Source organism: Peribacillus sp. FSL E2-0159 (genome assembly GCF_038643155.1).
GTDB lineage: Bacteria > Bacillota > Bacilli > Bacillales > DSM-1321 > Peribacillus > Peribacillus simplex.
Genome location: NZ_CP152053.1, coordinates 2,397,302 through 2,409,475, shown reverse-complemented (window position 1 = coordinate 2,409,475; position 12,174 = coordinate 2,397,302). Strand labels below are relative to the sequence as shown.

Genomic DNA, 12,174 nt, shown 5'->3' with positions numbered 1-12,174 from the left:
CAAAAAAAACAAAAAGATAATTCTGTTTATTCTGTAAAGTATCGTATTATGAGTGTTTGTGATTGTCAATCTTTATTCTTATTTTTAGGATTATATTCCTAGTTTATGCCAAGTGGGAAAAATTGATAGACCGCTTTTTTTGAGAGTAAAATCATAACAAACTTTAGCCCACGATCCATTTTCATTTCTATCTTTTCTACCGGAAAGGCTTAGAGACGTTTTTATTATTTTTCTATAAGATAAGCAAGCGCTCCTGTTACATGCGGGACGTCCATAAACGTACCTGATAAAGCAGTATGTAGTTTACCAGAAAAGTGGGACATTACTTGTTCGCTTGGCGCTGCTGAATCCACTTTTCTATTGGTATTAATAAATCTTAATGGAGTTTCCACAACTTCCTGATAAGCACCTGGAATACTGATTTCATCCCTTTGCACATTTACTATAACTATATTTTTTAACAGCATTTTTAAAAGAAGAATGAAAGGATGGCTCATCATCCGTTCCTCACAGTGACATTGAGTTACTCCTATCTCTTCTCCTTTTAGGATCTGTTCATTGAATTTAATAATTTATAGCGGAAACGATTTATTCGATTGATCCATCTCCTGAATCTGGTAAGGGAATTCATGTATGGTATATGGTATATATATTTCTTCCAACATTGTTTTCTTTTTTTAATCTTTTATTTCCGTTTATTCATTTAAAAAATTCTAAAATAATATCTCATGTTAATTTTTTATGATTTCGTATTCCCACTTATTGCTTTTAAGCTCAAGACGCTATGCATCATATTAAACTATTGATCGTTAGTTCAATAAGAAAAAGAGCCGTTGAAACAGCTCCTTGTCCCCCTCTTTCACCCTTTTAAAACGATAGCGTAATGTTTCTCCTACTTATTTTTTACTCTTTGCATCCGTTTGAGCTTATATTGTTCAAAATCCCACTCAGACAAAAATTCTTTTGCAGAAGTATAGCCTGATTTATAGAGAAAGTCGATTTCATCCTCACTCAGTTCAAAGTCAGTTGCATTGATGCCGCCAGTAGGAATTTGAATCGTACGTTCAATCGTTTCTTCGTTCATATGTCGTAAATCATGCGCTTGAAGCATCGTTTTAAATATATTTTTGAAAAGGTGGATTGGCGTTGGTATAACCGGATCTATGTTAACTTCATCTTTCACAAAATGGAATCCGAATGTTGGAAAACGAGGATTGTCTGTATCAAATATCCATATTGGGAAGTTACTAAGTAAACCACCATCTAAAATGTAGGATTTTTTCCGGTCTTTTGATTTCCAAATAATCGGACGGAAGAAAAATGGTAGAGAGGCACTCATCATTACGGCAGTTGAAACTTTTAAATCAGCAGGTAACATCCCATAGCGTTCCAAATCATCTGGCAAAATAAGCATCTGGCCATTCGAAACATCAGACGCAATTATCTTCAACTTTCCATCTGGAAGATCCGCGAATGTCTTAATCCCTTTTTCTGAAAGAAGAGAATCCACCCATGATTCCAAATAATCGTTTTTGTAAATTCCAAGATGAACCATAAGTTCCAAAAAGAAGCCCAAAATGGGAATTCTATTCAGAATTGTCCTGCCGCGAATCTTTGAGTAATTGATTTCACTAAACCGTTCTCTAATTTCTTGGCTTTTATAGCCACTAGCCAAAAGAGCAGCTATTACTGCTCCTGCTGATGTCCCAGCAAGTCTTTCCCATTCGACTTTTTCCTCTTCCATTGCTTGAATCGCTCCAATAAAAGCAATTCCCCTGGCCCCCCCACCTTCAAAAACGGCATCTGCTTTCATTTTTTTCCACCTCTCGATAAGAGTTATTATTATTATTAACAATATTTTAAAATAAAGCGAATTTTCACACTCTTGGATACCAAAAAAATGCCCCGTCAGTTGAAGAATAAAACCGCTTGCCATCGATGATTGGAATTATTGACGGTTCTTTCTTTCTAATAAATTAATTCGCTAACAGTAGCAAGAATCACATGAGTTTAAAAGGTTGTGTTTTATAATCTGTAACACAAATTCTGTATCATGTTCTTTGACCTTGCCAGCTTTTAAGGTTGTTCGCAGAATTAACCGTACTTCTAATCTCTGTTTATGCTTTCCATCCCTGATTGACATTTGGTTGCATATCTATCCAATTTCCTTTTTTATTTTTTATCACCTTTATTATTACTTCATGTCTGTGGATTCCCTACTTGAGAAACCCTTAATCATTTACTCTGGCTCTACTGCAATATTATTAAAAGGGGATAGACTACCTTAACGCAACTTTGATGGTAATCAAACGTAATAATAGTAGTAGGATAGCATCTATTAACATGATATGTATAAAACGAGGCATTTGCATGGACAAATTATCAGATTAGGAATCAGCTTTGATAAAGGTATTCTTTAAATTATGTCGAAAAGGATATGTAACAATTGAAGGAGTGAAAAAATGGAAAATAACCGTGCCAAGAAAATGTATGATTACCACGTTTGGGCTAATCAGCAAGTGTTCCAAAACCTAAAACAATTACCGGACGGAATCTATGGCGACACGATAAAAAGTGTCTTTCCATCCATAAAGGAAGTCCTTGTTCACCTTTACGCAACAGATATTACGTGGTTGGAGATAATGAAAGGAAGTACAATTCAAGATACTTTTAAGAAAGTTGAACAGCGTCGGAAAGAAGTGGCCGGAGTCACAATAGACGAACTTGAATTCTGCTATGAGAACCTTGCAAAGGAGTATGACAATTTTCTTACTTCTCAGCCTGATCTTGAGCGGACCATTGTAACCGAACATCCCAAAATGGGGATTTGTGAGTTTGTACTCGCCGACCTCATCCATCATGTAGTGAATCATGGAACTTATCATCGCGGTAATGTATCAGCGATGCTCCATCAACAAGGCGAGCGTGGCGCACCAACAGATTATGTATTTTACTGTTTAAAATAAGCGGTTTGGCAACCGATTTTATCAAGGAACATCATTTAGGAGTCGCTGTATACATACTAAGGCACCGCTCATTCCAGATGAAAGCCGATGATCCTCTTGCCCAGGATTCATCGGCTTTTATTTGTTGGGAATGAATATCCAAACACACGTGGCATGGCTATATTCAGTCAGTACCAATATATGTTACATGATCTTTAAAGCTTTACACGTTGAAGGCGAAGTGCATTTAATACGACTGATACAGAACTGAAGGCCATGGCAGCACCCGCTAACCAAGGGGCAAGCAGTCCGATTGCCGCAATTGGTATCCCGATTACATTATAGGCAAAAGCCCAGAATAGGTTTTGTTTGATATTTCTCATCGTTTTCCTGCTCATTAGGATTGCATCTGCAATACTGTTCAAATCCCCCCGGATCAATGTAATATCAGCAGCTTCCATGGCTACGTCCGTCCCGGTTCCTATCGCCATTCCTATATCGGCTAGTGCCAGCGCGGGAGCATCATTTATCCCATCTCCGACCATTGCCACTCTTTTACCGGAGGCCTGCAGTTTTTTCACTTCTTCCGCTTTCCCTTCAGGAAGGACTTCTGCAATCACTTGGTCAATGCCGACTTGATGGCCGATGGCATTTGCGGTCCTTTGATTATCCCCTGTTATCATGATTACCTGGATATCCATCGCTTTTAACCTTTTAATTGCCGTTAGCGAGGTATCTTTTATTGTATCCGCAACCGCAATGAGTCCTGCATATTCTCCTTCAATGCTGGCGAGCATTGCGGTCTTTCCTTGCTCTTCAAGTTCTACCATAGCTGTTAGCGCCTTAGTAATATCCACGTTGTTTTGCTTCATCAATTTACGCGTTCCGACGAATAACACTTTTTGATCCACTACAGCTCTTACCCCGTATCCAGGAATCGCTTCAAATTCCTCAACCGCAGCAAGTGCTATCCGCCTTTCCTGAATTCCTTGAACGATTGATTGGGCAAGAGGGTGTTCAGATTGTTTTTCAGCGGCACCGATTAGAGATAAAAACTGTTCTTCCTCCATACCATTCTCGATGAGGACATCGGTTAACACTGGTGTACCATTCGTTACCGTTCCCGTTTTATCCAAAATGACCGTATTAATATGGTGAGTGGTTTCCAAGTGTTCCCCGCCTTTAAATAAAATACCGAATTCGGCGGCTCGCCCTGATCCTGCCATGATGGATGTAGGAGTGGCCAGACCTAAAGCACAAGGACAGGCTATGACTAGCACCGCAATCATCGCTTCAAAAGCTGGTGTGAATTCTCCTGGGTTAACCCAGATCATCCAAACCAGAAAATTTAAAAGGGCGATTCCTACAACAATGGGAACGAAGACGCCAGAAATTTGGTCAGCAAGACGTTGTATCGGAGCTTTGGAACCTTGAGCATCTTCGACCACTTTGATGATTTGAGAAAGAGCTGTATCCCTCCCGATCTTTGTCGCTTTCATTTTTAGAAAACCATTCTTATTCAATGTTGAACCGATTACCGTATCCCCAATTGTTTTATCCACCGGAATGCTCTCACCTGTTAACATGGATTCATCGACGGCAGAGTTCCCTTCTACCACCTCTCCATCGACAGGGATCTTTTCACCCGGCTTCACCACAATCGTATCCCCCACGATGACTTCTTCAAGTGGTATTTCACGTTCTTCACCATTTCTTAAAACCAATGCCGTTTTTGCCTGAAGCCCCATTAATTTTTTGATGGCCTCGGAAGAACGTCCTTTTGCTTTTACTTCAAAAAGTTTCCCTAAAAGAATGAGGGTGATAAGAATCGAACTAGTTTCGAAATAAAGTTGTGCCGTATTGTGATGGGATCCCATCGAGATGATCGCCTGATAAACACTGTAAAAATAGGCAGCGGATGTTCCCATTGCGACTAATACATCCATATTGGCACTTTTATTTTTCAAAGCTTTATATGCCCCAACATAAAATTGCTTTCCAATCAGAAATTGCACGGGGGTGGCGAAAGCCATTTGCACCCAAGGATTCATGAGGAAATCAGGCATATAGATGAACGAAGTAAAACTAAAATGGCTTACCATCGCCCATAACAATGGAAAAGATAATATCACCGAAAAGATGAATGTATTCTTTTGTTTTTGAATTTCTTTTTGACGGAAATCCACGGATTCCGTATTATCTTCCTTGATGATCGCCCCATACCCCAGCTTCTCTACCCGTTGAATGATGTCAACTGGGGAGGCTTCGGTAGGATCATACTCGACTGTCGCATTTTCGAGCGCAAGATTCACATTGGCTCTGCTTACTCCATCCAACTTATTTAACCCTTTTTCAATTCGGTTAGCACATGCGGCACAGGTCATGCCCGTAATCGTAAATTCCTTTTTCTCTTTTACTACATCATAGCCAAGATCTTGAATTTTCTTTTCAAAGTCCTTGTTGCTTAATTTTTCCGAATCATATTTAATGACCGATTTCTCAAGAGCCAAATTAACGGTGGCTTCCTCAACGCCTTCCATTCTGTTTAACCCTTTTTCAATTCGGTTAGCACAGGCAGCGCAAGTCATTCCTGTAATCTGCATAGTTGTTTCTTTTATTTGGCTGCTCACATCATCCCCGCCTTCCTATACCGATATGGGGTATAATTATTTGTAAAAAAGAAGTGCTTAACAGCACTCTCATGACTTACTTGACATCATAGCCTTGATCATCGATTGTTTCTTTTATTTTCTCAAGTGATACTTTTTCCTTATCAAACGCTACATCTACTTTTCCTGCATCCAAATGCACTTTTACGCTTTCAACACCTGCAAGTTTTCCTACATTCCCTTCAACTGCATTCACACAATGACCACAAGACATTCCACTTACATTCAATGTTACTGTTTCCACTTCAACATCTACTCCTTTATTTTTTCATTAATTTTTGTATCGTTACAAGAACTTCATCTATAACCTCTGTATCCCCATCATTCAGGCGTTCGACCACACAATTCCTTAGGTGACCTTCCAATAAAATCTTGGCAACACTATTCATCGCGCTTTGTGTAGCTGCTATTTGGGTAATCACATCATCACAGTACGTATCTTTTTCAATAAGACCCTTTATACCGCGAATTTGACCTTCGATTCGATTTAACCGGGTCGTTAAATTCTTTTTTACTGCTTCTGAGTGATGACTCTTTCGGCCGTGGGAAGATGTCGTACAGCATTCTTCTTCATTCATAGAATCTTGACTATTCATTATTTCATCCATTACCCATCCCTCCTCGAAAATTAATATACCATACCCTCCTACCCTATGCAAAGAAAAAGAATAATGTTCATTATTTATTACTATTTGTTTTTTAACTTTTTCTATTCTTAAGCTAATAAACGTACATTTTGTGGGTTGGACTATCCAACATCTAGCTAGCCAAGAACCTTTGCCTAAGAATACGAGTATCAGAATGTTTTTTTTAACCCAAATAACAAAAAAACACTGAGGATACTAATGTATCCTCAGCCAGACTGTAGACAAACTCGACGAAAAGTCAGTTGTACTGCCGTTTTTCTAAAAAAATATTCAGCCGATTTCAGAAATCCGCTCCCTTTCCGCCGACTGTCTGCCAAGCCTCCTCGACGCAAGCGTCTGTGGGGTCTCGGCTAGCCAGTTATTCGGCAGGAGTGTCGCAAATTTCTTCAATCTAGTAAGGTCTCATCTCGTATTAAGGTAAAAAACATGAAGGGTAACAAAGTTTGTTTTAAAATCATGGTTGGGGTTTAGAGATCATTCGTTTGAAGAAACGCCAGTGTGCATACAGTTTTTTTCTAAAAAACTTTCCTGAGATACGAGACTGCTGCGGGAAAGCGAGTGCCTGGAGGCAACGTTCAAAATTTACAAACCCTCAAAAAAAAAACACTGAGATACTAATGTATCCTCAGCGTTTTTTTCATTTAATTAGATTCCAAAATGTGATTATCACAGTTCTTTTGAAATATTATTATTCCTTTTCTTTTTCACTAAAAGGATGATGGCAATGATAAAGGCTACTGCGCTATATATCCAGGTATACATAAAGGCAAGGCCTAATCCTATATTTGCATCCATATAATCGTTTTTCACATGATCTATGGCTAAATATAAAAGCGGTGCAGCTCCAATGATGAATAGGATGACAAAGAGAACATTCTTTTTAGGATTCCTGGTTGATAAAATAATAATGATGAAGGATAACAAGAGAAACGCTTCTGAAGCTATCGTCAACGTTACCAGATTGCTCATTATAGTTCACTCCTAATCGTGGTTGCTTAAATGGAATATATTTATGTTCCCTTATATCTATGTTACTTTTCGTTCCTTCTTCATAACTCTCATAATATTTTTCATTTGAATGTTATTATATTATTAAAAAACCTGAATACCTTCAACAGGAATGAAGGATCCAGGTTTCATGTTAATTTTTCTTTGATAATTGTAATGCATTCTTGATGCTTTTCAGTGATTTTGAGCTTCCGTACATCAAGACTCCACCACGATAGATTTTTGCTCCGATTATTCCTAGTAAAACAATGGTTAAGATCAACACAGCAATGCTGATGGCGATTTCCCAGAATGGAACTTCAAGCATCCCTACGCGCAAGAACATGATCATAGGCGTGAAAAATGGAATGAATGATGTAACCGTAATATAACTCGCTGACGGATTCCCTAGTCCAAACATCGCAATCATGAAGGCAATGACGACTAACATGGTCATCGGTGAAATCATTTGCTGTACATCTTCAATTTTGCTGACAACGGACCCAAGGCATGCCGCAAGAGTCGCGTACAGAAAATAACCAAGCAAAGCGAAAATGATTGCATAAATGATCGTTGAGATATCGGTGCTGCCGAAACCGAAAAATGAAAAGAATCCTTCATCCATACCTGTCAAGTTTTGTTTAATCGAGAAATAGCCCACTCCAAAAAATAAAATCATTTGAGTAAGACTAAGTAAAGCAACACCCATTATTTTGGCAAACATCTGTGTGACTGGCGGAACACTAGAAATCAGGATTTCCATGACTCGGGATGTTTTCTCAGTGGCCACTTCCATTGCAATCATCGTTGCATACATCAACACACCAAAGTAAATGACAAATAGGAGCACATACACAAGACCTCGTGCTTGATTAAGATCCTCTTCCGTTTTTGCATTTTTCTGAAGTGCAATCGTATCAAATGCTGGCGGCGTATTCAATTGAGCGATTTGCTGCTCTGTCAAATTCAATTCCTTCGCAGTTATTTGACCCTTCAATTGAGTAAGCGCTAAAAGCAAATCATTACTTACTGCAGAATCTGAAATTTGATTCGCTTTATACGTTCCCTTGAAGCCTAGGCTGTCATCCTTTTCGATTAACAGATACCCAACGATTTCTTCTGCGCTGACCATTTTCTCCGCTTCCTTTTCATCCTGGGCGGAAATGATCGATAGGTCATCGTTCACACCTGTAACCGCATTTTTATAAGAATCAAATAAGCTATCTTCAGTCTGATCGATGACGGCAACCTTTTCCTGATCATCACTGTCGAATTTATCAATAAGATTCGAGATATTCGTAAGGACAAGAATCAGGGCCATCATAATGATTGTAGAAATGATAAAGGATTTCGTTTTTAATTTTGATAGATATGTATGGGAAAGGACAATCCAAAAGTTATTCATAGACGGCACCTACTTTTTCAATGAAAATATCCGTCAGCGATGGTTCTTCCAATTCGAACTTCCGGACGAAACCTCTTGGAACAAGATCACGAATCATATTCTCAGCCACATCTTCACCTGTGACTTGAAGAATTTTCCCTTCCATCGTGTTCTTAACTTTTGTTACACCTGAATAAGTATCCAAGAAAGATAAGTCAAAATCAGCTTTAATTGATACATTCTTTTTACCAAAAGAACGCTTGATTTCTTTTAATTTTCCTGCCACAACAGGGGAACCTTTATGCATGATGCATAGATGCTCACACATCTCCTCAACATGCTCCATGCGATGACTCGAGAAAACGATCGTCGTGCCGCTGTCCCTTAAGTCAATGACAGCTTTCTTCAGTATTTCCACATTCACCGGATCCAGTCCGCTGAAGGGTTCGTCAAGGATAAGTAATTCAGGTTTATGAATCATGGAAGCGATCAGCTGGATCTTTTGCTGATTTCCCTTTGAAAGCTCTTCAACTCGCTTATCGATATACTCAGGTACCATAAAGCGGTCTAGCCAATACTCCAACTCTTTCAAAGCATCCTTTTTGTTCATCCCTCTTAATCTAGCCAAATATACAATTTGATCGCGGACCTTCAGTTTTGGATATAATCCGCGTTCCTCAGGAAGATAGCCAATCAATGAACTGGTCGTATAATCGATTTTCTTACCATCCCAGATCACTTCCCCTTCAGTGGGGTCAAGCAGGCCGAGTATCATCCGGAACGTGGTCGTTTTCCCGGCTCCGTTCCCACCTAAAAAACCGAACATTTCTTTTTCGGGGATAGTTAAATCAAGCTGGTTGACAGCTGTGAATTCCCCGAATTTTTTCGTAACTTCTTTTATTTGTAAAGACAATGCACAACCTCCTAATATATGTTTCTATGTATATGTTAACGGAAAGGTTTTCCAATTTCAACTATCACCAAGAAACAACCAACTCTTTTTCTTCTTCGATTATATGCAAATTTCCAGAAAAAAATTTCACTATCTAGCCCCTTGAAAGGAAAGACTGCCTCCTAACGTTTCACGTTTGCGCTTTACCCTAATAGTATTTTTTCTGCGAACCTTAAGACAAATCTCCATTTCCCTTCCTTATTGGTAATAACATGGTCAACATTTTCACATCCCCGTACGTCTCCTGCCTATCCCTAACGGCGAGCATGTTATTTAACTGAAAAGCCCATTTTTTGAAAACGAGGCAACAAAAAAAATAGGTTGGGTAGCGTAAAGATACCCAACCTCTATAAGTTACAGATTGCTCGCTTTAAAGGACACATTTCCCAACTGTCGCTAATGAGTCTATCTTATTTTACAATCGTTAGTTTTACATTTCTTTTTTCTAGCAATTTTCTTGATGCTTCATCTATTTCTCTATCCGTAATGACCTCATCCACTTCACTAGGCGGTACGATTAACGAAAAAGCCAGTTTTCCAAACTTTGAGGAATCCACCATCAGGATCACTGCATCCGACCTTTCGATCATTTTCTTTTTTAATAAAGCCTGCCCCTCATTAGAATCACTGAGTCCTTCTTCTAAGTGAATCCCCTTGCAAGACAAAAACGTTTTGTTGACATGATACATCGTTAATGATTTCTCTGCTATCGGACCAACAAATGATAAAGACTTTGACAGCAATCTTCCCCCAGTTGAAATAACCTCTATTTTTTCTTTTTTACTCAATTCCATAACCACTTTGGTGGAATTGGTAATAACCGTTAGCGGTATGTTTGGTAAGGCTTTTGACATATACCAGGCAGTTGTACTTGCATCTAAAATAATCCTGTCACCTTCCACTACCCGCTTTGCCGCTTCATATGCTATCACTTTTTTTTCGTTTACATTTGTTATCACTCTTTCGGAAAAATGGATTTCCGAATCATCTTCTTGCAGGCTGACTGCACCGCCGTGGCTGCGTATTAGTTTTGATTCTTTCTCAAGCTTTTCGAGATCACGCCGGATTGTTTCCTCTGTAACTGAAAAGATTTCACTTAATTCTGTAACACGAATACTTGATCGTTCATTTACGAGTTCGACAATTTTTTGATGTCTTTGAGCTACCAGCATACCAACTTTCTCCTATCCATATAATCTTTGTTTACTTTTGTTTGTTTTTGTATTGTAACATATATAAAGCCCTCTATATAAATAGAGAGCTTAGGAACCGCTTTTTTCATTGATATCGTTATTTGGCAATTAGCTTAAAACCTTCAATAATTTCTTCAATATCTTCATCACTAATATCGATTACTTCGCCAATACTTTTAGCGTACACCAATGCTTTTGCACTATATTCAGCTACTTCTAGCCTATCAAATACACTCAGTAAACTTTTTCCTGAGACAACTGCATACCCATTCTCAATTAATAGGACAGGATTATCCTCTGCTAGTTTATCTGCAATCATTCTATTATGATCTTCTCCCATTCCAAAAGGCACTTTATCTATATCCCGAAGAACAATGTAGGCCTCTGGAATTATGTGTGTATTATATTTAACATCTGTCACTGCATAGGCCATTAAAAATCTTGGGTTGGCAATGATGACGGATGTAAGCTCCGGGTTTAACTCATATATTTTTTGATGAAGCTCATAAAACTCACATGGTTCCTTGCCAGCTTCACTAAATTCATGATGAACCAGAACCAATTCATCTTCCTTAATATATTTACGGTCCTGTTGAGAAGGCGTGATTAAAATAGATCCATCTTTAAGGCGTGTTGAAAAGCTGCCTGAGGTACTTGTAAAAAGCTGACGATCATATAACCGTTCCAATAACCTGATCATTTCTTGACGGCAAGAAACCTCTTCGACAGAATGGTACTTCATTTCTATCTGTGTTAATTTATTAACTTTATATAAATCTATTTCTTGTAAATTTTGTTCGGTCAGTTCAAATGGCTTCCCTATATTTCTCGCATTTATTTCCATACAAGCAGTATCTTCAAGGGTTTCAAACAACATAAAGGCATCAAATATAGTGGGTTTCCCTACCACAATACCATGATTCTCCAATATGACTGCATCCCCTCCTTTTGCAAATTCAGCAGAAATATTTTCTTTTAATTTGTCGCTTCCAGGGATCGCATAGGGTGCAACCTGAAGGGAATCTGCTACACTCTTATATGCATGTAAAAGTAACTTTGGGTTTGGTCCTTTACGAGCCATACTAAAGGAAACCAATGCCGGGGGATGTGCATGTACGACAGCATTTATATCGGGCCTTGCTTCATAAATTCCCTGATGAAAAGGAAGCTCTACCGATGGTTTATGTTTCCCTATGACTGTACCGTCCTTTTTGACGCACATGATATCATCCATGGTTAATGTTCCTTTATCAATGCCCGATGGAGTAATCCAAAGGTCACCATTTTCATCTAGAATAGAAAGGTTTCCTCCTGAAATTGTTGTCATACCATATTTATAGACACGTTCCATGATCATTACAATTTGTTCGGCTGGATGCAGATTTTCATTCATACTT

The 12,174-nt window shown here is 38.6% G+C and carries 11 protein-coding genes; 1 reads left to right on the top strand and 10 read right to left on the bottom strand.

Annotation, left to right across the window (positions count from 1 at the left end):
- Nucleotides 1-224 precede the first annotated feature (224 nt).
- Nucleotides 225-500, bottom strand: a complete 276-nt coding sequence (locus NYE63_RS11920) for a hypothetical protein (protein WP_342605283.1) — start codon at nt 498-500, stop codon at nt 225-227.
- A 392-nt stretch (nt 501-892) separates the two neighbouring features.
- Nucleotides 893-1,813, bottom strand: a complete 921-nt coding sequence (locus NYE63_RS11915) for a patatin-like phospholipase family protein (RefSeq protein ID WP_342605282.1) — start codon at nt 1,811-1,813, stop codon at nt 893-895.
- A gap of 649 nt (nt 1,814-2,462) precedes the next feature.
- On the opposite strand from NYE63_RS11915, the gene NYE63_RS11910 reads away from it, so the two are divergent.
- Nucleotides 2,463-2,966, top strand: coding sequence for a DinB family protein (locus NYE63_RS11910; RefSeq protein ID WP_342605281.1), 504 nt, complete (start codon nt 2,463-2,465; stop codon nt 2,964-2,966).
- A gap of 194 nt (nt 2,967-3,160) precedes the next feature.
- Here NYE63_RS11910 and NYE63_RS11905 read toward each other — a convergent pair whose 3' ends face one another.
- The 8 genes from NYE63_RS11905 to NYE63_RS11870 all read right to left on the bottom strand — a co-directional run bounded on the left by NYE63_RS11905 (nt 3,161) and on the right by NYE63_RS11870 (nt 12,170).
- On the bottom strand, nt 3,161-5,575 hold the full coding sequence (locus NYE63_RS11905; protein ID WP_342605280.1) for a heavy metal translocating P-type ATPase: 2,415 nt from the start codon (nt 5,573-5,575) through the stop codon (nt 3,161-3,163).
- A 76-nt stretch (nt 5,576-5,651) separates the two neighbouring features.
- Nucleotides 5,652-5,858, bottom strand: coding sequence for a copper chaperone CopZ (copZ, locus tag NYE63_RS11900; RefSeq protein ID WP_342605279.1), 207 nt, complete (start codon nt 5,856-5,858; stop codon nt 5,652-5,654).
- Between the two features lie 16 nt (nt 5,859-5,874).
- A complete protein-coding gene (locus NYE63_RS11895; RefSeq protein WP_342605278.1) occupies nt 5,875-6,222 on the bottom strand; it encodes a metal-sensitive transcriptional regulator in 348 nt (115 codons plus the stop codon).
- 705 nt (nt 6,223-6,927) lie between these two features.
- Complete coding sequence (locus NYE63_RS11890; RefSeq protein WP_342605277.1) at nt 6,928-7,230, bottom strand: hypothetical protein; 303 nt, start codon at nt 7,228-7,230, stop codon at nt 6,928-6,930.
- Nucleotides 7,231-7,402: 172 nt separating this feature from the next.
- The gene (locus NYE63_RS11885) at nt 7,403-8,653 is read right to left on the bottom strand and encodes an ABC transporter permease (RefSeq protein WP_342605276.1); all 1,251 of its coding nucleotides are present in this window, start codon (nt 8,651-8,653) and stop codon (nt 7,403-7,405) included.
- A complete protein-coding gene (locus NYE63_RS11880; protein WP_342605275.1) occupies nt 8,646-9,545 on the bottom strand; it encodes an ABC transporter ATP-binding protein in 900 nt (299 codons plus the stop codon). Before NYE63_RS11880 ends, NYE63_RS11885 begins: the two co-directional genes overlap by 8 nt.
- A 449-nt stretch (nt 9,546-9,994) precedes the next feature.
- Nucleotides 9,995-10,756: a DeoR/GlpR family DNA-binding transcription regulator gene (locus tag NYE63_RS11875; protein WP_342605274.1), complete on the bottom strand. Its 762-nt coding sequence runs from the start codon at nt 10,754-10,756 to the stop codon at nt 9,995-9,997.
- Nucleotides 10,757-10,874: 118 nt separating this feature from the next.
- Entirely contained in the window at nt 10,875-12,170 is a 1,296-nt protein-coding gene (locus tag NYE63_RS11870; RefSeq protein ID WP_342605273.1) for a class II aldolase/adducin family protein, read from the bottom strand.
- Between the last annotated feature and the right edge of the window lie 4 nt (nt 12,171-12,174).

Excerpts from the sequence above, each read along its gene's own strand:
- NYE63_RS11920 (WP_342605283.1), bottom strand. The coding sequence starts at position 500 with ATGATGAGCCATCCTTTCATTCTTCTTTTAAAAATGCTGTTAAAAAAT.
- NYE63_RS11915 (WP_342605282.1), bottom strand. The coding sequence starts at position 1,813 with ATGAAAGCAGATGCCGTTTTTGAAGGTGGGGGGGCCAGGGGAATTGCT.
- NYE63_RS11910 (WP_342605281.1), top strand. The coding sequence starts at position 2,463 with ATGGAAAATAACCGTGCCAAGAAAATGTATGATTACCACGTTTGGGCT.
- NYE63_RS11895 (WP_342605278.1), bottom strand. The coding sequence starts at position 6,222 with ATGGATGAAATAATGAATAGTCAAGATTCTATGAATGAAGAAGAATGC.
- NYE63_RS11890 (WP_342605277.1), bottom strand. The coding sequence starts at position 7,230 with ATGAGCAATCTGGTAACGTTGACGATAGCTTCAGAAGCGTTTCTCTTG.
- NYE63_RS11885 (WP_342605276.1), bottom strand. The coding sequence starts at position 8,653 with ATGAATAACTTTTGGATTGTCCTTTCCCATACATATCTATCAAAATTA.
- NYE63_RS11875 (WP_342605274.1), bottom strand. The coding sequence starts at position 10,756 with ATGCTGGTAGCTCAAAGACATCAAAAAATTGTCGAACTCGTAAATGAA.
- NYE63_RS11870 (WP_342605273.1), bottom strand. The coding sequence starts at position 12,170 with ATGAATGAAAATCTGCATCCAGCCGAACAAATTGTAATGATCATGGAA.